This is a genomic window from Ralstonia sp. A12 (genome assembly GCF_000801955.1).
In the GTDB taxonomy this organism is placed as follows: Bacteria; Pseudomonadota; Gammaproteobacteria; order Burkholderiales; family Burkholderiaceae; genus Ralstonia.
This window is the reverse complement of the sequence record NZ_JSZO01000008.1, coordinates 218,237-240,099: the sequence shown is the minus strand read 5'-3', so window position 1 is coordinate 240,099 and position 21,863 is coordinate 218,237. Positions and strand designations below refer to the sequence as shown.

Here is a 21,863-nt window from a genome sequence, read left to right as displayed (position 1 = left end):
AGCACCTTCTTCCACAGCAGAGCAGCCTCCTGCGTATTTGGCTCTGGTGAATGTCTATATCGGAAATTCGAGATTTACCGGAACGCGTGACCGCCCGAAACTAGGTGACCCGCGTTGACAGTTCCGGAGACAAGCGACATGTACGCAGACACACTACCCCGCCTTCGCTCGCTGCTATTCGTTCCTGCAGACAGCGAGAGAAAGCTTGCCGCGTCTCTGAAGTCCCCGGCGGACGGGCTGATATTCGATCTCGAGGACTCGGTGCCAGAAAGGGGAAAGGACGAAGCCCGGCACAAGCTCACCACGTTCCTGGACGCGCACGGAACCTCAATGCACGCGGCGCTTCTGGTACGTGTGAATGGGCTGGCTTCCGGGCACCTGCTGAAAGACCTGAAGGCAGTGATGCCTTACCGCCCGAACGCTATTGTTCTACCGAAATGCAGGAACGTCGAAGACGTCCATCGTCTCAGCGATTTTCTGGCCGCCTTCGAGTGCGCCATGTTGAACGGCGAGTGGCAGACAAGCATTATCGCGATGGCCACAGAGTCGTCGGAAGGCGTGTTTGGCCTGTCGTCTTATAGAAACGCGTCGTTGCGCTTGCGGGCTCTGATGTGGTGCGTTGATGATCTGGCTGCAGATTTAGGGGCATTCTCGTCACAGACAGGGCGCGAACTCGCCGCACCATTTTCCGTGGCACGAACCATGTGCCTGATGGCGGCGGCACAGGCAGGTATCGAAGCCATCGATGCTGTCAGTACGAGTCTGTCCATGCCCGAGCAGATCGAGCAGGAAGCCGCTCAGGCGAAGCGCGACGGTTTCACCGCCAAGGCGGCGGCACATCCTTCCCACATCGAGGCCATCAATCGCGCGTTCCTGCCGCAGGACGAGGAGGTCAAGTGGGCGCGCAGCGTTGTGGCGGCGTTCTCAAGTGGTGGGGCGTCTGGCGTTGCTCGACTGGGCGACAGGATGATCGATCAACCCCACTTGCGCCTGGCCCATCGCATTTTGTGCCAGGTGGACGGCGTGGACTAACGCTGCGCATTCATTGAAGCGCTGACTAGTGTCAATCCGAACTGGTGTCCGACGGTATGGAAGCGCTGCCACCGGCTGCCTGCGCCACCTTGATCAACTCATCGATCAGCGCACGCGCACAACCAGGAAGCCCCTCGAGATCGCGCGCGATGACCGCACGCTCTCGGACGGCCCAGGCGTCGGCCAGTTCGACAAGCTCAAGTTGCATGGTCTTGCGGTGCCGCAGTGCAGCGGATAGTGGCACCACACCGATCCCCACACCGGTTTCGATCATGCGGCACATTGCCTCGAAGCTACGGACCTGAATACGGATCTGCAGCTTGCGCCGCTGGTCGCGCACGAGTTCTGTGAGGAACGCATGTAGCGTGCTGCCTTCGTGGAGGCCCACATGCGGATAGTCCAGCGTGTCGGCGAATCCGACGCCGCGATCGGCTGTGGCCAGAGGGTGCCCGATCGGTGTACAGAGCACGAGCTTGTCAGTGCTGAAATGCACCACTTCAAGCCCGTCGGATTGGACTGGGCCCGAGATGATGCCAAGGTCCGCGCTGCCATCCAGCACGCCGCGGATGATGTCGCGAGTCAGTCGCTCTTGTAGGTCAACCGTCACGGCGGGCCGCTCGGCCATGAACGTGGCCAGAACCTCCGGCATGAATTCGGTGACCGCCGTGGTGTTGGCGAAGATGCGGATATGCCCGACCTCGTCCTTGGAGAACTCTTCGAAATCACTACGAACATGCTCGAACTGGCGCTCGATCACGCGGGCGTGCCGCAGTAGCTTTTCCCCGGCGGGCGTGAGCGAGAGGCCCTTGTTGTCGCGGTAGAAAAGTCGTGTGCCGAGTTGTTCTTCCAATGCTTTCAGGCGTGCGCTGGCTGCTGCCGGTGATAGGAACGCGCGCCGGGCGCCCCGAGAGAGGTTCTGCTCCTCGGCGATACGTGAAAACAATCGTAAGTCGGCGAAATCGAAGTGCATATGGGTTCCTCGGCGCGCCACTGTAGCAAGCTGCGAAAAGGCTCGCAATTGGCAATGACCAGAGTGCGGACTGTTTGCTTCACCTGATGTTCGATAGAGCTGAATGCGTGGTTCGCATTTTTGAGATTTACGAGCGCGAGCGATGAACCGAGACTAGTCTTGCGCCGCCGCGCAGACCTTGCTCGACTCTTCATACCCGCTATGCGTCCTCTCGATGGCATCACTGTAGTTTCGCTCGAACATGCAATCGCTGCGCCGTTTTGTACGCGCCAGCTGGCTGATCTTGGCGCTCGCGTCATTAAGGTTGAGCGGCCCAAGGTAGGTGACTTTGCGCGCGGGTATGACGAACGCGTGGACGGCCTGTCGTCCCACTTTGCCTGGACCAATCGCTCGAAGGAAAGCCTTGCGCTGGATTTGAAGCATCCCCAGGCGCAGACCATTTTGGATTCACTGCTCGATAAGGCTGATGTGCTGGTACAGAACCTGGCCCCCGGCGCTGCAGAGCGCTTAGGTTTGTCCTACGAGACGCAGTCGAAGATTCGCCCACGCCTGATCGTCTGTGACATCTCTGGCTATGGCAACGACGGGCCCTACCGCGACAAGAAAGCCTATGACCTGCTGATCCAGGCGGAGTCCGGCTTTGTGTCGATCACCGGCACGGCGGAGCAGCCCTCCAAGGCCGGGTGCTCGATTGCTGACATCGCCGCTGGCATGTACGCCTACACGAATATCCTGGGCGCACTTCTGCAGCGCAATCAGACCAACCGAGGCGCGCACATCGACATCTCGATGTTGGAGAGCATGGTCGAGTGGATGACCTACCCGCTGTACTACGCCTACGAGGGTGCCGCACCTCCGCCCCGTGCCGGTGCGTCCCACGCCACCATTTTTCCCTATGGTCCGTTCAAGGCCGGCGATGGCAAGACTGTCATCCTTGGCTTGCAGAACGAGCGCGAATGGGAGGTGTTCTGCCGCGTAGTGCTTGAACAGCCGGCGTTGGCTACCGACGAGCGCTTCTCAGCGAATTCGCTGAGAGCCAGGAACCGCGAGGCACTGACGGCGCTCATCCATGAGGCGTTTGCTTCGCTGACGGCCGAGGCCGTGGTCGAACGGCTTGAGCGGGCACAGATCGCCAACGCACGCATGAACGATATGCAGGACGTCTGGAACCACCCGCAGCTCATGGCGCGCGGGCGGTGGACGAGCGTTCCGTCTCCCGTCGGCGAGATCCCAGCCCTGTACCCGCCCGGCATGCCCGGCGCATTTGCACCACGCATGGATGGTGTGCCAGCTCTTGGCCAGCAAAGCCGGGCCATCCTGGCTGAACTCGGCTACGACAAGACCGAGATCGATCGACTCGCGGAAGCTGGCGCGATCTGACAACGTTGACTCGCGGCACCACAGTTCATCCTGGAAATCACTCGCAATGACTGATCAACGCTCAGCCCGGTCCTACCTCTTCGTTCCAGCCAACCGCCCCGAGCGCTTTGCCAAGGCGCAGGCCGCAGGAGCGGATGCGGTCATCCTGGACTTGGAGGATGCGGTGTCGATGGAAGCCAAGAACGCGGCCCGGCACCATCTGGCCGACTACCTTGCTGGCGGAGGGGCCGGCATCGTTCGCATCAACAGTCTCGAAACACCTTGGTGCGATGACGACTTGAGACTATGTACGCTGCCGGGGGTGCAGGCTGTAATCGTGCCCAAGACCAGTACTGAAGATGACGTTGCGGCGGTACGTGCGCGCCTCTCCTCAGTACCGTTGTTGCCCCTGATCGAAACGGCGCGCGGTATGGTCAATGTCAACGCGATTGCCGCAGGGCGAGGTGTGGACCGGCTCGTGTTCGGTACCGTCGATTTCCGCACGGAGCTCGGCATTGACGGCGACGATGCGGAGCTGCTGACGTTCCGTTCACAGCTTGTATTGGCATCTGCTCTGGCAGGGATCCAGTCGCCGGTTGATGGCGTGACGCTCGAAATTGGAAATGAAGACGTGCTGCGAGCTGCCTGTGTTCGAAGCCGACGGCTCGGGTTCGGCGCCAAGCTTTGCATTCATCCCAGCCAAGTCGGTACGGCCAACCAGGCTTTCAGCCCCAATCCGGTCGAGATCGAGTGGGCGCGACGTGTGCTTGAACAGGCGAAATTCAGCCCGGGTGCGTTCCAACTCGACGGAAAGATGGTTGATGCCCCAGTGATTCAGCGTGCGGAAAAACTGTTGCGTCAGTCGGGCGAATCGGCGCCGTGAACGCCGAACGAGATTCCCATCCTACGTACGTCCAGCATGAAGACAGTCCGTAGCGTGGGGGATCTGCATCCCGCGCTTCTGGAGCGGGCTAACCATCATGGTCGCCCGTTGCCGTCTTCAGAGACCACCTTCACGCAGTCGCGCGACTGTTTGTAACGAAACACCGAACCATTCATAGAAGGTGACTTCGAGGTCGCGCGCTTCCGGCCAACCGATGCGGCGCTTCAGATGCCCAACCGGCATCTCCGTCTGCGCCGATTCAAATAATGCGCGCATGAGGCGCTGTGTTCTGCAGAGTTGACTAAGCGCCGCGCCGCGGGCGAACAAAAGCGCCCGCAGGCGCTCGGGCTCCATCCCTAGGGTCGTGGCGGTGGACTTCGCATTCCATGGCGTATCCGGCTCTCGGAAAATCAGCCTTGATACAAGCACTGGCAATACCTTCTCCTGTGCAGCGGGTTCCAGCGAAGTGGCTTCTTCTTCGTTGAGCTCGATAGCGCAGCCGGTTGCATTGAACGTGTCGCCGGTAAGTTGGAGGTCGAAGGGTTCGAACGCGGGTACGCGCACTGGGTGGCCCACCGGCAGCAACCTCCGGTAACCACGCTGGCGAATGCTATGTCCGGTATTCGACGCAGTGAGCGTTACCGGGAAGGCTGGTACAAGCCGCTGCAGCAGGAGGGGCGTGCGGCATTGGAGCTGGACGTGCATGCCGAATCAACACTGATGAAACAGATGGCCCTATCGTCGCAGAGCCTTGAGGGCGCGACCATCCGGAAGTTCCGAACGCCCCGTTCAGCGCTACGCGAGACCGCCCGTGTTCGGCACAAGCGAAGTGCGTGTTCCGAACTTCGGAATTTGAAGGGTTGCGAGTCGAGCGCATAGTCGAGTCCGATGCAATTCACTCTCGAAACTGCCATGGACATCGATACGCTGCGCCAATGGATTGGCCGTACGGAATCGTTCGAAGATGAGATCACCGCTTTTCCGGTGCGTGCTCTAGGTGCAACGCTGGACCTCGGCCTGCCGCCGGTTGTGCGCGGCGATGCCGTGCGTCCGCTCTGGCATTGGCTGTACTTCCTACAGCCCGCTCCCCAATCGGAAATCGGTGAGGATGGCCACCCGAAACGCGGCGGATTTCTCCCGCCTGTGCCATTGCCGCGCCGTATGTGGGCTGGCGGACGACTGCAATTCCACCAGCCGCTGCGCGTGGGTGAGGTGGCGTCACGGCATTCGCGCATTCTGGATGTGACAGCCAAGAGCGGTCGGAGTGGCTCGCTCGCGTTCGTGGCGGTGGAGCACCAATATGCGAGCGCTCGCGGCCTCGCCATCACCGAGCAGCACGACATCGTGTACCGCGAAGCAGCGGCGCCCGACGCAGCGCCACCTGCGGCGGTACTGGCACCGACCGACGAGGAATGGTCTCGCAACATCGAGGCTGACCCTGTTCTGCTGTATCGCTATTCGGCGCTTACGTTCAACGGCCATCGAATTCACTATGACCCGGACTATTGCCGCGATGTTGAACACTATCCAGGCCTGATTGTGCATGGGCCGCTGCTGGCCACGCTGCTTTTGGATCTGGTCCACCGCGAACTGCCCACAGCGCTGGTGCGCAGTTTCACGTTCAAGGGCGTGCGCCCGACGTTTTCAGGCCAGAGATTCCAGGTGTGCGGCAAGCGCGATAAGACGGGCACCCAGATCTCGCTCTGGGTGCGCCAGGAAGATGGGGCGCTGGCTATGACCGCCACCGCCGAAATTCATTAAGACCGCATTTGGAGACCAACGTGCTCACCCGAGTCGACGAATATCAAGACATCCGCGAAGCTATCCGCGATCTGTGCAGCCAATTTCCGGCGGAGTATTTCCGCAAGATCGACGAGCAGCGCGGATATCCGGAGGACTTCGTCAATGCCCTGACGGCTGCCGGATGGCTGGCGGCGCTGATCCCCGAGGAGTACGGTGGTTCTGGCCTCGGACTGACACAGGCCTCGATCATCATGGAAGAGATCAATCGCGCGGGTGGTAATTCCGGTGCGTGCCACGGCCAGATGTACAACATGGGCACGCTACTGCGCCACGGCTCCGAAGCGCAGAAGCGCGAGTATCTGCCCAAGATCGCCAGCGGTGAGTTGCGCCTGCAGTCGATGGCTGTGACCGAGCCGACCACCGGCACGGACACTACGCGAATCAAGACCGTGGCGGTTAAGAAAGGCGATCGTTACGTGGTGAACGGCCAGAAAGTGTGGATCTCGCGCGTGCAGCATTCTGACCTGATGATTCTGCTCGCGCGGACCACCCCCATTTCCGAGTGCAAGAAAAAGTCGGAAGGCATGTCGATCTTCCTGGTCGACCTGCGTCAGGCGATCGGTAACGGCCTGTCGGTCCAGCCCATTCTGAACATGGTCAACCATGAGACCAACGAGCTGTTCTTCGACAATCTGGAGATTCCTGCCGAGAACCTGATTGGCGAGGAGGGCAAGGGCTTCAAGTACATCCTCGACGGCCTGAACGCGGAGCGCACCCTGATTGCGGCCGAGTGCATCGGCGACGGTTACTGGTTTATCGACAAGGTGACCAAGTACGTCAACGAGCGTGTCGTGTTCGGCCGCCCGATTGGCCAGAACCAGGGTGTGCAGTTCCCGATCGCCAAGGCGTTCGTCAACATTGAGGCGGCGAGCCTGATGCGCTTCAAGGCGGCGGGCCTGTTCGATGCGCACAAGCCTTGCGGTGCCGAGGCCAACATGGCCAAGCTGCTGGCAGCGGATGCTTCTTGGGAAGCGGCCAACGCGTGCCTGCAGTACCACGGCGGCTTCGGTTTTGCGGCGGAGTACGATGTGGAGCGCAAATTTCGCGAGACGCGCTTGTATCAGGTGGCGCCTATCTCGACCAACCTGATCCTGTCGTACGTGGGCGAGCATATTCTCGGCATGCCGCGGTCGTTCTGACGCATGCTTGCGATGCAACTCCACGATCCCGGCTGCGACACCGTCTGCGAAGAAATGGACGTGCTGCGCGAAGCGCTGCAGCCGTCCGCCCTGCGCATTCCGCTGCGGGACATCCTCGAGATCGGCTGCGGAACGGGCGACATGACGCGCAAGATTGCCGACGCATGGCCGACGGTACAAATTCGCGCCCTGGAGGTCGACCACATCCAGTTGGAGCGCAACCAGGCCCGCAACCTTCATACCAATATCAGTTACGAAGCCGGGTCCGCGCAGGCCATTCCCTGCAAGTCAGAGTCGTGCGATGCGGTACTGATGTTCAAGTCGTTGCACCATGTTCCCATCGACCTGCTGGATCAAGCCCTCGACGAGATTCATCGGGTACTACGTCCGGGTGGGGTCGCCTGGTTTGCCGAACCGGTTTTCACAGGGGAGCTGAACGAGATCATCCGGTTGTTCCATGACGAGCAGGTGGTGCGACGGGTCGCGTTTGACGCCCTTGTGCGCGCCAGTGCTGACGGCAGATGGGCACAGACGAGCGAGATTCACTATTTGGTTCCGGTGCAGTTTCGAGATTTTCCCGATTTTGAGCGCAAGGCAATGCACGTCACACACAGCGATTTCGGACTGACCGATGCCCTGATCTGGCGTGTGCGCGAAGCATTCGAGCGACACATGGGCCAGGACGGCGCGCGCTTTGTGCGGCCGATGCGGGCGAATCTGTTTCGCAAGGCGGATTGCTGAGCCAGAACTTGCGTTGAGCTGTTTAGGGCTGATCTTTCCGAACTGGTCGCCACGAAGGGGCACGGGTTCTCGCTGAAGTGCTTGCCAGTACCGCAAGCATCGAAGGTTGCGATCAACCCATGTCTAACCTGCATTGGCAGTGATTCTTCGTGTACCTCTATTGTGATAACTAGGCCATCAACGCTAGTGGCTGATCCCAGCCGGTCCAGGTCGCAGAGCCAGCATGCTCGGCGGTGTGCGAGGTCGTTGCGTTTGCGGGTATCAGCTGCTCGAGTTCGCTGCCAAACAGGTTGGCGCAGGCTGCGTTCAATGCGTTGATGGATCGCAAACCGCTTTGTAGGGCAAGCGTCTTCAACATCTCCGACATTTCCAGCGTATCTGCGGGCGGCATGGCGCTGGCTTCCAACGTGGCCAGAGTGTAGAGCGCCCGCACACCAGCGCATGCAAGGCTTCACCTTCCACAAATAGGAGCACACATCTGGCGCGTGCCTGTCTGCCAACGCTCGCCCAGCGTCGCTGCATTCCACATCTGCGCTGGATACTCGAATGCCAAGATGGCCAAGGTGCGCGACCACGGTCTGTCGTGGTGGATGGCCGCCATGTAGGCCGGATTGCGTGCTTTTCGCCGTTGCCCTAGGACTTACCCTGATTCCCTCCCAGGATTCAGTTTCCGTTCAGGTTCGGGAACCAAGAATGGCGGCATGAACCGTCTTCATCCGAGCCGCGCATGAGCCCCGCATTTCGTTCCCGTCTCTTTCAGATGCATCGCTATACCGGCTTGACGGTCGGGCTCGTGATCCTACTGATGGCGGTGACGGGCGCATCGATCGCATTCCGTCCGGAGCTTGAGCCCGTGCTCAATAGCGATCTGCTGACGGTGCCGACTTGCACGGGCCGCGTGCCTCTCGATACGCTGACGGCCAATGCAGCCGCGTTGCGGGCCGATGCCAAGCTCGATTACATCCGAATGGTTGCGGGCGAACCTGGTGCAGTGCGCATGCCGTCTGCGATGGTCCGGTTCACCGATCAGCATTTCGTCTACCTGAACCCATGTACCGGAGCGGTGCTGGGCGAGCGGGCCCGCTATGGTGGTCTGCTTGGCACCATCGAGAAAATCCACCGCTTCCGTTTCATGAAGAACGGCAGCCTGATCACTGGGACAAGCGCGATCTTGTTCGGCGTGTTGCTGATTGGCGGCGGCGTTGCGCTCTGGTGGCCCCGCACGCGCGGTGGCTGGCGGGATGCGTTCTCGCTCAGGTCTGGAACAACGCGCGTGGTGTCGCCTTACCGCCTGCATCGGACGGCTGGCATTTATGGCGGCCTGATCCTCCTGTCGATGGTACTGAGCGGCTTGCCACAGGCGTTTGACTGGTATGCGCACGGTCTCTATGCGCTCGTGGGCTCGCCCGAGCCTGCAAAGCCGCCAAAGTCGGAAGTGCAATCAACCGGCGCGACACGCCTGCCGCTTGAGCGTTTCTGGCAGACCGCACAGTCGTTGTCGCCCGAGCCGCGTGATGCGCTGATGCATATCCCGGAAAAACCACGGGCGCCGGTCGAGATGTACCTGATCGATCGTAGTGCCCCGCATGCGAACGCACGCACGATGCTGTACATGGATGCGTACTCGGGGAAGGTGCTGAAGTACGTTCCGTACACGCAAAGCAGTCTCGGGCACAAACTGTATTTCTGGTTGCTGTCATGGCACACCGGGCTGGTGGGCGGCGTGTTGGGGAAATTGCTCCTGATATTCGGTGCGCTCTGCGTGCCCGTGCTGGCCTACACCGGCATCCGCAATTACCTGCGCCGGGTGCGGCGCAGTGGGGCGAACCACGCACGCCTGGTGGTGCGTGTTGCGAAGAAGACGAAGGAAGCCGACGCCGTCTGCGCGTTCGAGCTGGTGCACCCGGCAGGGAAAAAGCTGCCACGGTTCACCGCCGGAGCGCATATCGACGTGCACATGGGCAATGGCATGGTGCGCCAGTACTCGCTGTGCAACGACCCGCAGGAGCGGCATCGCTATGTGATTGCGGTGCTGCGGACCGACCCATCGCGCGGCGGATCGATTGCGATGCATGGGCACGTTCGCGAAGGGGACTTGCTTGAGATCGGCAAGCCCAGCAACCGCTTCGCACTGGACGAGTCTGCACCGCATTCGTTGCTGCTGGCCGGCGGCATCGGCATTACGCCTATTGTCTGCATGGCGGAGCGGCTGTCGCGCCGCGCGGCGGAGTTCGAAATGCACTACTGCGCGCGCTCGCGGCCCCGGGCGGCGTTCTTGCAGCGGCTTGCGAAGGCGCCGTTTGCACGCCGGGTGGCGTATCACTTCAGTGATGCCGGTGTGCAGCACCGGATCAACGTTGAACAGGTGCTCGACCGGCAGCCGGCGGGTACGCATCTGTATGTGTGCGGGCCGTCGGGCTTCGTCAACGCGGCACTAGCTGCTGCACGGCAGCGTGGCTGGCCGGAGCAGCAACTGCATTGCGAACGCTTCGGGCCCATCGTGGGCAAGCCCACCATCGTGCATGCCTTTGACGTGCAGCTCGCGAGCACCGGTAAGGTCTACCGGGTGCCCCAGCACATGACGGTCACCGCATTGCTGGCCGAACACGGTGTGAAGATCCCGACCTCGTGCGAGGAGGGCGTCTGCGGCACGTGTGTCACGCGGGTGATCGCAGGTGAGGTAGAGCATCTCGATTGTGTGCTCACAGATGAGCAGCGGCAGCGGAACGAGCATTTCACGCCGTGCTGTTCGCGCGCGAAGGGCGAACTTCTCGTGCTGGACATCTGACCCATCGGGGATGCCCGCGCCATGCGGGCCGCAGTTTCTGTTTTCTTACGACGTCGTCCTGACGAAATACGCATGACATTCAACTTGATTCGAGCATTCGCGCACACCGCCGCTGCCGTCGCTGCGCTCACGGGGGCGCTTCATGCAGGCGTTTCCGTTGCAGCCGAGCCCGCCGCCAGCGATGCGCAGTCATTGATCATCACCTACCAGACTACCCCCGTGAACCGGCCAGTGCTGCGGCAAGCGATGGAGCAGTCGACTGCGCCCGAGCTTGCCCGCTGGAAGCAGGACGGACGAATCAAGCAGTACAACTTGCTCTTCAACCGCTACGCCGATTCGGACAACTGGGACGCCATGGCCGTGCTGACGTTTGCCACGCCGGACGACCTGTATCGGTGGCGAGAAACCGAGCGGTTGCGGCCCGCAGGCCTGTCAAAAGAGGCCGCTGCGGTGACGACGTCGATCCACACGACACCGGTCGACATGAAGCGCCTGGCGCCGTTGGATGCCAAGTCTGCGCATGCCGTGTACGTGGTCATCCCCTACAAGACGCTGGTGTCAGAGCCCGACTATGAGAAGTATGCGGACGGCTATGTCATTCCGCAGTTCAAGGGATGGATGGAGGAGGGCGTGTTGCAGGGGTATTCGCTCTACACGAGCCGGTTTCCGGCCGGCCGCCCGTGGAATGCGATGGTGGTGCTGCAATACAAGAATGAAGCCGCGCTGAGCACGCGTGAGGCGGTGGTTGCGAAGGTGCGTGAGCGTCTGAAGGCCAATCCGGAATGGAAGGCGATCAGCGACGGCAAGAAAGAGGTGCGTACCGAGCTGCAAGTGGTGATCGCCGATCGCATTGCCGTGAACCCATGAAGAACGCTGTTGAGGACTCTCCAATGAACACCCGCATCGTTGCCCTGACCCTCCTTGGCCTGGTTGCTGGCCACGCGCTGGCTGCCGAGCCGGCTGTCTCTGATGCCGCTGCCGCGCCGGAGCGCATCGTCCTGCTGGTCGATGAGATCAAGGCGATCCGCAACTTCCCGGTGGTCCTGGCCGAGCGCCTCGGCTATCTGAGCGATGGGCGGACTACCGTGACGGTCATGAACATCCGTGACGACGTATCGACCGCCGAGATGCTCAAGGATGGCCGCGTCGATGCCGTGATGGCTTACTACCACCACAACGTGGTCAACCAGTCGCGCGGCATCGATACCGAGGCGGTTGTCACGCTAGGTGTTACGCCCGGCGCCAAGGTGCTGGTCGCGAACCAGGCGAAAGCGAAGTACCAGAGCGTGGCCGATCTCAAGGGCGCGCGCTTCATCGCTGGCGGGGCAGGTTCGTCGAAGAGCACGCTGGCGAATGCGCTGGTACTGGCAGGCGGGCACGGCATTGGCGACTACATGCGTCTCGGGACGGATGGGAAGGAGAAGAACATCGAGGCGCTGCGCGACGGGCGCGCTGAGTTCGTTGTCGCGCCCACCCCGGATGGAGACGTCTATGAGTCGAACGGCGTGGCGACCGTGTTTGCCGACCTGACCACGGTTGACGGCACACGCCGGAACCTGGGCGCGCTGTTCCCGTCGAGCACGGTCTACATGTCGAGTGCGCGCGTGCAGGCCCACCCGGAAATCGCCCGGCATCTGGCGGGTGCGTTCGTTCGTACGCTGCACTACATCAACACCCATACGCCGGAGCAGATCCTGGCCGTCATTCCGCAGGAGATCAGCGGGAAGGACCGCGCCGCCTATCTGAAGGTGCTGAAGCAGGAGATTCCGATGTTCGCCAACGATGGCCGCATGCCGGAGGACGGCGCAGAGAAGGAGTGGCGAACCCTCGCAGCGGCCAATCCAAGCTACGGCTCGGTGAAGATTGCCCGGACCTATACCAATGTATTCGTCGACGAAGCACTGAAGACCTTGCGCTAATGCATGGTTTGCTGTGAAAAAACACGAGGAAGTGATGCATGCCGCTATTGCGTGTTGCACGTACCGCCGGGATCGCCGCGATGTTGGGCCTGTCCACGCTGTCGGCCCATGCCGTACTCCCCGATGAAATCCAGGTCTACACAGGTGACATCAACGCACCGGGCGAATTGGGTCTGGAGTTGCACCTCAATACCACCCCCAGCGGTATCGGCGAGCCGTCGTATCCCGGCGAGGTCACGACGCCGCATGGCTGGCGCGCAACTGCCGAGTTCTCCTATGGCTTGACGCCTTCGATCGAGCTTGGGCTGTACATCCCGACCGCGCTCACGCGCGGCAATACGTACTACGTCACTGGCCCCAAGGTGCGCATGAAGTGGATGCCCGTGCGGCCGGAGGACGGCGTTGGCCGCTTTGCCGGTATCAACGTGGAGCTGGCCCATGTGGCATCCCGATTTGAACAGTCTCAGCAGGCGGCGGAGTTGCGCCCCATCTATGGTTATCAGAACGAACAATGGTTGTGGGCCATCAACCCGGTGCTCGATTGGAATCTGAGCGGGCCCGACCGCAGCGGCGTTCCTGAAGCGGCACCTGCCTTCAAGGTGGCCCGCACGGTGGCGGCCGGTGTGCGTGCGGGGCTGGAGTACTACGCGGGCCTCGGTCGCATCAACCATCTTGCGCCGTTGCACGAGCAGCAGCACACCGTCTTCCTGGCATTCGATGTAGATCGCAAGCCGTTCGTCTTCAACGTCGGCATCGGCCGCGGCCTGACGCGTGCGACGGACCGCTGGACGATCAAGTGGATTTTCGAGATTCCGTTTCATTGATCCGGGCCACATCGGGCGCAGCGTTTCGCAGAGTCGCTGTGCCCCGGTATGGCTCCGGCCGTTTTCAGTGCGCGGTGCTGGCGGCCCTCTGTCGAACGAGCAGCATGCTGACTAAGATGAACCCGACCAGCGCAGCCGATGCGGAATAGCGGCTGAGCGCCAAGCCGCCTGCGTTCAGCGGCTTATCCAGGAAGTCGCCCACGACGGCGCCCAGCGGCCGGGTCAGGATGAACGCGGCCCAGAACAGCAGGGTGCGTGATACGCGGGTCCAGTAGTAGGCCATCACGATCAAGGCCAGCAGCGCGCCGAACACGATGGCTGCACCGGTGTATCCCAGGCCTGCCGTGTCGGCGGTCCAGTCGCCCAGCGCTGTCCCCAGCGTTTGGGAGAACATGATCGTCACCCAGTAGAACGCCTCGACCTTCGGCGTGCTGACGGTGCTGACCGAGATGGAGCCGAGGGTTCGGTGCCAGAAGACGAGTGAGCCCAGCAGCAGTACCAGCAGCAGGGCCGAACCACCGGCGTATCCGATGCCGAGCGATCGGTCCGCAAAGTCGGCCAGCGTGGTACCGACGGTGGTGGTGGCGATGATGGTGGTCCAGTACAGAAAGGGACGGAATGCTTTGGCCTTGATCTGCGCCATCACCAGTGCCAGGAAGATCGCCGCGAAGATGCCGGTGCTGAGCAGGTAGCCCAGGTTCATTGACATCGAGACGGCATCGCCGCCGGTTTCTCCAAGCGTCGTCGCGGCGATCTTGATGATCCAGAACCCGAGCGTGACCTCGGGGACTTTGGCCAGGGCGGCCTCTGTCGAGTGGCGTGATTGGATGACTGACATGGTTCTCTCCAAGGCTGATGCAAGTAGCGGTATGTCGGATTCTGGTAGGCAAGTCTCCTCTTGCAGACTTAGGTTACTCATAGGCAGTTTTCGTGCCCTGCGCGTGTTTGGTATCGCTGGAACCGTGGGGGAAATCGTTCTCTACGTACCAGACCGGATTGCAATCAGCTGTTAAGCAAGCATCATTTGGAGATGAGGCGTTGCGTCCGCTTGTGGTGCGCGAAATGCCCGATGGAATTTGCAGAGGATGCGTATGAAGGCGTTGATTGTTGAGGATCAAGATCGGTTAGGCCGGTTCCTTCAGCAAGGGCTGACGGAGTGCTCATACACCGTCACGCTGGCCCGGACCTGTGCAGCGGCGACCGACGCCATCGTTGAGTCCTCTTACGATGTCGTGATCCTGGATCTTGGGTTGCCCGATGGCGATGGCCTTGACCTGCTCCGTACTTGGCGTAAGGGCGGTTTCCAGGAGCCGGTGCTGATCCTGAGCGCACGCGACGGCGTACAGGACCGCGTGAAGGGGCTGGACATCGGTGCCGACGATTACCTTGCCAAGCCATTCAGTCTGGAAGAACTGCTTGCGCGCGTGCGATCGCTGGTCCGCCGCCACGCTGCCGTCAAGCAGGTGGTGCTCGAGCATGCAGGCATTTGCCTGGATCTGCTCAGTCACACCGTCACGCTCAATGGCAAGCCGGTCGACCTGACCAGTCGAGAGTACGCGCTGCTCGAAGTCTTCATGCAGAACCAAGGGCGGATTCTGCCGCGCACGCTGATCTCGGAGAAGATCTGGTCGGCACACTACGACGTGGATACAAATCTGCTGGATGTCTACATGAGCAGGCTGCGTGCCAAGCTCGAAGTACCGGGCAAGCCGCTTTTCAAGACCGTACGCGGTGTCGGGTACCAGCTCCTCTGACAGGTGGCTGGTGTGTCGCCTGCGGCGCCGGTGAGGTGAAATCAGTCCAGCGCTGACAGCCGCCGCAGTTCTTCCGCACGCTCGCGGGCATTCAACGGCAGGTATCCGAGCCCTTCATTCGCGATGGCCTGCTGCCCTTCGTAAGACAGCATCAAACGCAGGTACTCGCGGGCGACAGGATTAGCCTTCCGCTGCGCGTCGGTGCGCAAATAGATCAGCAGATAGCGGTCCAGCGGGTAGCGGTTGGTGACGATGTCTTCTCGCGTTCCGCTGGAGGGTGCATCTTCCTCGTGCTCCGACAGCGGTACTACCCTGACCGCCGGAACGCCTCGGTTGATGGCGGCGAATCCGATCGCCAGCGGGTCCGCGGCGACGCACTCCACCGCATCTCGAGACTGCTGGAACGCGGTGAACCCTTTGGCGAATGGTTGGTCGCCCAGCCGGCGCTGCATGAGCCGGCCCAGCGCTGTCGATGGTGCAAGCCCGCAGAGATGGATGGGGCGCGAAGCCCATTCACCATCCAACCCGAGTTGGCCCCACGTAGCCATGCCATGAGGCGACGCCGTGAACACGCGGGCCAGTTGCTCCATGTTGAGGTGGGGCAACGGATTCTGCGCGCCCACGAAGATGGCCAACGGCGCCGACAGCGCAGCGGGATTCAACGAATCGTGTGCAACCCGGAACATGACCGGCGCTGTTCCGGTCTGCTTCATGTAGGCCGCCAACTCTGCGTCGGAAAACTCGGCGCCCATCGGGGCGAGCAGGGATGTGCCGCGTGCCAGTGCGCCTGGCGCAGTGCGTGTGCCTTTGAGAATCAGTTCGAACCTGAACTCAGGATGGAGCCGCTGAAAGAGCGCATTGATCCTGACGAGCATGCCCTGCATGTCGTTGTAACCGATGATCCGGATGACACCATCGGAATTTTGATAGGGCGCCCCCATGGGTTGTTGGAGCCGTGCGGGCTGAAAGTGCGGTAATGCGCTGCCGGTTTCCAGCTGTGTTTCGACTGGTGTGTCTACGCTTGCAGCCGGGGCTGCGGATGCCGCGAAGATTGCGCCAACAGCGATGGTGAATCCAACTTGGCGGACCATCCGCCGGATGGAAATTGCATGCATGGGGTTGTCTTCCATCCTGTCCGCCCGCTCACGGCGCCTCCGTTGTGGTCAACGGCTGCGCCGGAGCGACTACGGTTGTGTCTTCTCAATCGAGCTTCTTCAACTCCTCCTTCACCACTTCCGGCTGCAGTGGAATAAAGACGCGTTCGTTGGCCACCGCCTGCTGGCCTTCCTGGCTCAGCACCAGCTTGAGGAACTCCTTGACCTTCGGTTCAAGCGGTTTGCCAGGTGCCTTGTTGACGTAGATGTAGACGTAGCGGCTGAACGGATACTTGTGCGCATAGACGCTCTCCACCGTCGGCGCATAGCAGGTGCCGCCCTGCGTGGATGAGAGCTTCAAGACCTTCACGTTAGGCGTGACGTTTGCCATGAGCGCGTAGGTCAGGCCGCCCGGATGCGTCGCCATATCTTCTGCCGCGACGGTGAACGCGTGCGTGAAGCCCTTGCCTTTGACGAACTGGATGTTGTCCTTGTATTCGCCACCGTGCATCGCGATCTCTTTGAAATACTGCTCGATGCCGTTGACGGGCTTCAGGCCGTAGAGATGAATCGGGCGGGAAGCCCAATCCCCTGTTGCGCCGAGGTCGCCCCAGGTGTTGACTTCCTTGTAGCCGAGCTTGCGCGTCTTCGAGTAGATGGCGTCGAGTTGCGGCAGGCTCAGGCAGTCGATCGGGTTGTCCTTGTCGACGAGGATGATGCTGGCCGCGGTCTTGCCCAGCGAGCCGACGCTGCCCGTGGCCACTTTGATCTCCAGTGGCTCATAGCCGAACTTGTCGACGAAGGCCTTGCGCTCGGCGGGGAACATCTCACGGCCGACGGGCGCAAGCTCGCCCTTGCCCGAGACCAGCCCCGGTGCGCCGGCGCCGGAAGCACGCAGGTCCATCGTGAGCGACAGGCGCGGGTACTGCTTGCGATAGATCTTGGTCCACTCCATCACCATCTCGTCCATGATGTCGGCGCCGACGATATTCAGCTCCTCTTCCGGCTTGCTCTCGACCGGGCCGGGATTCCATTTCGGAATCGACGGGTCGGCCTTCAGCGAATGCTCCGGCGCTGCGTACTTCAGTGCATGGGCGGGTACGGCACTCAGCGCGCAGATTGCGGCTGCGATACTGACGGCCAGGGTGGCTGTCCTTGTCATGGATGTCTCCTAGTTTGGGTGTCGACGCTCGGTTGGGCGTGATCGTCTCTACCTTAGGAGCCCCACCCGAATGCAGGATGAATGTGACCTGAAAGTTCGTTCAGGATTGGGCATGGCAAACGTGAAACGTACGCACGTCTGCCACGGCTCCGCGATTACAAGTCGAACTTGACGTTGAATTTGATGGTGCGGTCCATGCCGATGCCGTAGGTGCCGGTCGTCACGGAGTTCCAATAGCGCTTGTTGGCAAGGTTGTCGATCGCAAGCTGGAACGTCGTGCGGCGCCCCTGGATGCGCGTGGTGTAGCTGGCACCGATGTTGTACAGGCTGTAGCCCGGGATATAGCCCTGGTCCTGCGCGTTGACAGGCCGTTTGGAGATCAACGCAATACCGCCGCGCAACGTCAGGCCGGGCACTGCGGCGGGGCTGTACGACACGCCAATGTTGCCGGTCCAGTCCGGCGTGTTCTCCGGCGTCATGCCGTTGATCAACGGCTGGTTCGGGGCCTCCTGGCGTGCCTTCAGGCGTAGCACCGCAGCGTGGATGCGCCAGGCGCGATTGATCTCATAGGTTGCTGTGGCCTCGACACCCTTGTACGACAGGTCGCCGCTGTAGCCAAAGATGTTGGTGACCGGGTCGGTCACCGCATTACCGCGCGTGATCTCGAAATACGACGCACTGACCGACAGCCCTTTGAAGAACGAATCGCGAATGCCGAATTCCTTCTGCTTCGAGATGGCAGGCGCCAGGATCACGTTCGCGTTTGCAGCATTCGCGGGCGCTGTGCCGCCAGCTTCGAGACCCTGCATGTAGCTGGCGAACAGCGTGGTGGTGGGCAGCACGTCGAACAGTACGCCATACGCAGGCGAGAACACATGGTTCTGCGACGTGACGGAGCCGGATTCCTCCGTATCGAGCACCTGGCGCGCCCCCACCAGCAGCTTCAGGCGCTTGGTGAGTGCGATCGTGTCGTAGGCGTACACGGCCTCGTCGGTACTGGTCTGCGACGGGCTGGTCACCCCGGGCTTGGTGTAGACCGGCGGGTTGAGGACGATCGGGTCAAAGATGTTCTGGCGCTGCGGCAGCGTCATGTTCTGCACGTCCGCGGCCAGCGAATAGCGCGACGTGCGCGACACGCCCAGAGTGAGATCGTGCGTGATGGGCCCGGTCGCAAAATGGCCGAGCACCTCGGTGCGGATGAAGGTATTGCGATATTCGTTGGTGACCGGCTGTACGTTCACCAGACCGTTGGCGCCGGTGTTCAGGTCGTAGCCGGAGATGCGCACGGTGGTGCGGTGGCGGTGCGAAGCCGAATAACCGAGCTGGGTGAAGACCTTCCAGTCGTCACTGATCTGGTAGTCGGCGCGGCCTTGCCAGTTGAAGGTTTCGGGGGTGTACAAGTCCCACCGGCCAGAAAGCAGGTTTCTAGGGTCCGGCACCGGCGTGATCGGCACAACGCCGTTGACGGCCGGCTTGAGCGAGATGCCGGCCTGCTCCGGCACCTGGCGGCGGTAGTACTCGAAGTCGCTCTGGAAGGTGAGCCGGGACGTGGCCTTCAGATCCAGGCCGAGGCTGACGAACTCGCCGTCGCCACCCAGGTCGCGGACGCCGTTCTCATAGTGCGTAGCCGATGCATTCAGGCGCACGCCAAGTTGCTTCTGCGGGCCGTAGCGCCGTCCAATATCGATGCTGGCGCCATACTGGCCGAATGCATTGCCAGCCAAGCCAAACGTGGTGACGTCCTGCTCGCCCGCGCGCTTGGTGACGAAGTTGATGATGCCGGCCGGGCTGGCGATCCCGAACATCAGCGCATTGGCGCCCTTGAGCGTTTCAACGCGCTCCTTGTTCTCGGTGGGGTTTGTGATGACGCCGGTGACCGGCAGGCCACCATCCAAGCGGTAGTTGGAGAACAGGTTGAGCTTGATGCCGCGAATGGCGAAGGCATCGTTGGCGCTACCGGCGGAGTTGGTCGACACCACGCCGGCCACGTTCTTGATGGCCTCCGAATAGCCTTCCTGCGTCTGGCTCAGTGCGTGGCCGGACGAGACCTCCTTGGTCATCGGCAGGCTCTGCTCGTTGGCAAGCTCCGGCTTGTTGTATTCCTTCATGGCGTCGCTGCGCGGGGCCACGCCCGCGGCAGCGTACGGGGCATCCAGCCCGGACGCAATCGAAATGCGTTCGCGCAAACCGCTTGCGATGCGCTCGGCCTGCTTGCGCAACGCCTCCGGGTCGGTGCGGGAGGAATACGGAAACACGACAGCCAGTACACCGATCGTGGTTCCCACCGCGTCCTTGACCGGCACCTTCCATTCATAGCGAGCACCACGTGCGTCGACGGCTCCGTGGGGCGTGCCGCTTTCAATGACGGCAAGGTCACCGGGCTCCGCTGGCTTGCCGTATCGGCCAATGTTGGAGGCGGTGATGGGATAACCCGAGACCTTCGCTGTGCGCGCGTGCAGCGCCAGAACCTCCACCCCGGGATACTGTTCGAGCGCGTCATCAATCAGGAACTGCGCATAGGACTCGGTGGGGATGCGTTCGTCGAGCTGCATCGGCGCCGTCAGGCTCTCAGGATCGAGAATGCGGCGGCTGAGGTCATTGCGGTATTGCGCGGCCTGACGCAGGAGGGCATCTTCATCGGTCCCGGGCGCATAGGGGAATGTCAGCTCGGCAATGCCAATGGGCCGCCGGGCGATGTCGAACAGTGGCAGCGTCACCTCGACGTTCTGGTCACCCTTGCGGTTGATCTCGACGAGTGCGCGGCCGGTGCGGAACACGGCCACATCTTCGGGGCTCGAAGGCGTGCCCACGAGTGCGGGTGTTCTCGATGCCACGATCGTGCTCTGCCCGCTGGGCAGTGAAGCGTGCAGTTCGATGCCGATCAGTTCCGGATGCAGCCGTGCGTAACTGTCGACGAGATACTGCGCGTAGGATTGCGCTCCGTCTTTGCGATCGACCCGACTGTCCTGCGCGCTCGACGCTTGTGCGTCCGCAGCCAGCGCCCGCATTTGCGGGATCGCCAACAGGATGGCCAGGGCCAGGGTTGTCTTGGCCAGCTTCATATTGTCTCCACCTTTATTTTGCCCGGCCTGTCAGATCGGCCTGGTGCGTCTGGTACTGCCTGACCAATGCTCTTGCGCTCTTCTCCGTACGCCTTCAGGTTGGCGCTGCAGCATTGGCCTGCTTCAGCAAGTGCGCGGCTCCGTTAGTTGGCGCGTCCGTCCACCAATCCGCGCGCCGTGCTCACCTGTGATGCACGCAGCGGCACGTAGCGGGCGTGGTCCAGGACGACCTGCTGCCCCTCGCGGCTGAGCACAAATTTCAGGAATTCCTCCAGGGCCGGGGGCAGCGGCTTGCCCGGCGCCTTGTTGGTGTTGAAGTAGGTCAGGCGGCTGAGCGGATACGTCGCCAGGGCAACGTTCTCATAAGTCGGGGCTTGCGGCGTGTCACCCGCCTTCTCGACCAGCGGCACGAGCTTGACGGGGGCATCCATGTAGGCCATGCCCGAATACCCGATGGCGTACCGGTCGGCGGCGACGTCCTTGGCCATGGGAAACACGAGCTTCTCGAACTTGACGCCATCGCGCCATTCGCCACGCTTGCCGTCTGCGCTCAGCACCCGCTGGCGCACGAACTCCTCAAAGCCGTTCCACGGGCGGATGCCATACAGATTGATCGGCTTGTCGGCCCATTCGCCGGTCAGGCCAAGATCGCCCCACTTGGTGATGGCTGCACCGCCGCGGGCATGTGTGGACGAGTACATCTGGTCGAGCTGCTTGAAGGTGATCTGCTCGATCGGGTTGTCCTTGTTGACGAAGAAGGCGACCGTATCGAGCGCGCCGAAGTGCCGGTACGAACCTCCCGTGATCGGCACGCTGAGCGGGTCGTAGCCGAACTTGGCTTTGAACTTGCTGATGTCATCGGGCTTGAGTTCGCGTGAAACGAAGACGAAGTCCAGGTCGCCCTTGATCAGTTCGATGGCCCCCAGGCTGCCCGCATACGGCGGCGAGATCGACAGGTTGACGTCCGGGTAGTAGGTCTTGAACTTCTCCATCCACTTCTGCGCCAGGACCACCATCACATCGGATGCCGCGCCCTTGAACGTGCCGCTGATCTTGATGTCACGCCGCGGTTGATAGGATGGGAGCTGCGCGTCCAGCGTCGGCTGCAGGACTTCCGGGGCCGGCAGATCGCGGCCGTGTTCGACGCCCGCCTTGGCTTGCGCTTCGGTCTGCGGCTTGTTTGTCGCGGTTGTCGGGGTCACCCACATCAGCATGGGCGTCGTGCTCTGCTGCGCCTGGGCATGGGCCGGCGCGAGCATCACCAGCGATGCAGCGGCGGCCAGCGCCGTGGCGGCGAGTGTGATGGATCGGTTCATGGTTAGGGTCTCCTCTC

The 21,863-nt window shown here is 61.7% G+C and carries 19 protein-coding genes; 11 read left to right on the top strand and 8 right to left on the bottom strand.

Going from position 1 to position 21,863, the window contains the following annotated elements:
- The first annotated feature begins 138 nt into the window (after nucleotides 1–138).
- Complete coding sequence (locus tag PI87_RS12910; protein WP_039598084.1) at nucleotides 139–1,032, top strand: HpcH/HpaI aldolase/citrate lyase family protein; 894 nt, start codon at nucleotides 139–141, stop codon at nucleotides 1,030–1,032.
- Nucleotides 1,033–1,063: 31 nt separating this feature from the next.
- Here PI87_RS12910 and PI87_RS12905 read toward each other — a convergent pair whose 3' ends face one another.
- Nucleotides 1,064–2,002 carry a LysR family transcriptional regulator gene (locus PI87_RS12905; protein ID WP_039598083.1) on the bottom strand — a complete coding sequence of 313 codons (939 nt, stop codon included), beginning with the start codon at nucleotides 2,000–2,002 and terminating at the stop codon, nucleotides 1,064–1,066.
- Between the two features lie 201 nt (nucleotides 2,003–2,203).
- Between PI87_RS12905 and PI87_RS12900 the strand changes: the two genes are divergently transcribed.
- Nucleotides 2,204–3,382 carry a CaiB/BaiF CoA transferase family protein gene (locus tag PI87_RS12900; protein ID WP_039598082.1) on the top strand — a complete coding sequence of 393 codons (1,179 nt, stop codon included), beginning with the start codon at nucleotides 2,204–2,206 and terminating at the stop codon, nucleotides 3,380–3,382.
- A 46-nt stretch (nucleotides 3,383–3,428) separates the two neighbouring features.
- Complete coding sequence (locus tag PI87_RS12895) at nucleotides 3,429–4,244, top strand: HpcH/HpaI aldolase/citrate lyase family protein (RefSeq protein ID WP_039598081.1); 816 nt, start codon at nucleotides 3,429–3,431, stop codon at nucleotides 4,242–4,244.
- A gap of 117 nt (nucleotides 4,245–4,361) precedes the next feature.
- Here PI87_RS12895 and PI87_RS12890 read toward each other — a convergent pair whose 3' ends face one another.
- Nucleotides 4,362–4,949 (bottom strand): hypothetical protein, encoded by a 588-nt coding sequence (locus PI87_RS12890; protein WP_039598080.1) that lies wholly within the window; start codon nucleotides 4,947–4,949, stop codon nucleotides 4,362–4,364.
- 207 nt (nucleotides 4,950–5,156) lie between these two features.
- Between PI87_RS12890 and PI87_RS12885 the strand changes: the two genes are divergently transcribed.
- From PI87_RS12885 to PI87_RS12875, 3 genes are read left to right on the top strand one after another with little or no spacing between them, the layout of a single operon-like run.
- Complete coding sequence (locus PI87_RS12885) at nucleotides 5,157–6,005, top strand: FAS1-like dehydratase domain-containing protein (RefSeq protein WP_039598171.1); 849 nt, start codon at nucleotides 5,157–5,159, stop codon at nucleotides 6,003–6,005.
- A 20-nt stretch (nucleotides 6,006–6,025) separates the two neighbouring features.
- On the top strand, nucleotides 6,026–7,186 hold the full coding sequence (locus PI87_RS12880; RefSeq protein ID WP_039598079.1) for an acyl-CoA dehydrogenase family protein: 1,161 nt from the start codon (nucleotides 6,026–6,028) through the stop codon (nucleotides 7,184–7,186).
- Nucleotides 7,187–7,189: 3 nt separating this feature from the next.
- On the top strand, nucleotides 7,190–7,927 hold the full coding sequence (locus tag PI87_RS12875) for a class I SAM-dependent methyltransferase (RefSeq protein ID WP_052321514.1): 738 nt from the start codon (nucleotides 7,190–7,192) through the stop codon (nucleotides 7,925–7,927).
- A gap of 169 nt (nucleotides 7,928–8,096) precedes the next feature.
- Here PI87_RS12875 and PI87_RS28070 read toward each other — a convergent pair whose 3' ends face one another.
- Nucleotides 8,097–8,360 carry a hypothetical protein gene (locus tag PI87_RS28070; protein WP_052321513.1) on the bottom strand — a complete coding sequence of 88 codons (264 nt, stop codon included), beginning with the start codon at nucleotides 8,358–8,360 and terminating at the stop codon, nucleotides 8,097–8,099.
- Nucleotides 8,361–8,654: 294 nt separating this feature from the next.
- Between PI87_RS28070 and PI87_RS29925 the strand changes: the two genes are divergently transcribed.
- From PI87_RS29925 to PI87_RS12850, 4 genes are all read left to right on the top strand, one after another.
- Nucleotides 8,655–10,715 carry a PepSY domain-containing protein gene (locus PI87_RS29925; RefSeq protein ID WP_084209950.1) on the top strand — a complete coding sequence of 687 codons (2,061 nt, stop codon included), beginning with the start codon at nucleotides 8,655–8,657 and terminating at the stop codon, nucleotides 10,713–10,715.
- A gap of 72 nt (nucleotides 10,716–10,787) precedes the next feature.
- Complete coding sequence (locus tag PI87_RS12860; RefSeq protein ID WP_039598078.1) at nucleotides 10,788–11,582, top strand: hypothetical protein; 795 nt, start codon at nucleotides 10,788–10,790, stop codon at nucleotides 11,580–11,582.
- A gap of 23 nt (nucleotides 11,583–11,605) precedes the next feature.
- Complete coding sequence (locus PI87_RS12855) at nucleotides 11,606–12,634, top strand: ABC transporter substrate-binding protein (RefSeq protein WP_039598077.1); 1,029 nt, start codon at nucleotides 11,606–11,608, stop codon at nucleotides 12,632–12,634.
- Nucleotides 12,635–12,672: 38 nt separating this feature from the next.
- A complete protein-coding gene (locus tag PI87_RS12850; protein ID WP_039598076.1) occupies nucleotides 12,673–13,458 on the top strand; it encodes a hypothetical protein in 786 nt (261 codons plus the stop codon).
- Nucleotides 13,459–13,522: 64 nt separating this feature from the next.
- Here the strand turns inward: PI87_RS12850 and PI87_RS12845 are convergent, their stop codons facing one another.
- Nucleotides 13,523–14,296, bottom strand: a complete 774-nt coding sequence (locus PI87_RS12845) for a COG4705 family protein (RefSeq protein WP_039598075.1) — start codon at nucleotides 14,294–14,296, stop codon at nucleotides 13,523–13,525.
- A 253-nt stretch (nucleotides 14,297–14,549) separates the two neighbouring features.
- Here PI87_RS12845 and PI87_RS12840 point away from each other — a divergent pair, with 253 nt between their 5' ends.
- The gene (locus tag PI87_RS12840; RefSeq protein ID WP_039598074.1) at nucleotides 14,550–15,212 is read left to right on the top strand and encodes a winged helix-turn-helix domain-containing protein; all 663 of its coding nucleotides are present in this window, start codon (nucleotides 14,550–14,552) and stop codon (nucleotides 15,210–15,212) included.
- A gap of 41 nt (nucleotides 15,213–15,253) precedes the next feature.
- Here PI87_RS12840 and PI87_RS12835 read toward each other — a convergent pair whose 3' ends face one another.
- From PI87_RS12835 to PI87_RS12820, 4 genes are all read right to left on the bottom strand, one after another.
- Nucleotides 15,254–16,342, bottom strand: coding sequence for a PstS family phosphate ABC transporter substrate-binding protein (locus PI87_RS12835; protein ID WP_157003123.1), 1,089 nt, complete (start codon nucleotides 16,340–16,342; stop codon nucleotides 15,254–15,256).
- A gap of 70 nt (nucleotides 16,343–16,412) precedes the next feature.
- Entirely contained in the window at nucleotides 16,413–17,468 is a 1,056-nt protein-coding gene (locus PI87_RS12830; protein ID WP_039598072.1) for a PstS family phosphate ABC transporter substrate-binding protein, read from the bottom strand.
- A gap of 155 nt (nucleotides 17,469–17,623) precedes the next feature.
- The gene (locus tag PI87_RS12825) at nucleotides 17,624–20,530 is read right to left on the bottom strand and encodes a TonB-dependent receptor (protein WP_039598071.1); all 2,907 of its coding nucleotides are present in this window, start codon (nucleotides 20,528–20,530) and stop codon (nucleotides 17,624–17,626) included.
- Nucleotides 20,531–20,673: 143 nt separating this feature from the next.
- Nucleotides 20,674–21,846, bottom strand: a complete 1,173-nt coding sequence (locus PI87_RS12820) for a PstS family phosphate ABC transporter substrate-binding protein (protein WP_039598070.1) — start codon at nucleotides 21,844–21,846, stop codon at nucleotides 20,674–20,676.
- Nucleotides 21,847–21,863 lie beyond the last annotated feature (17 nt).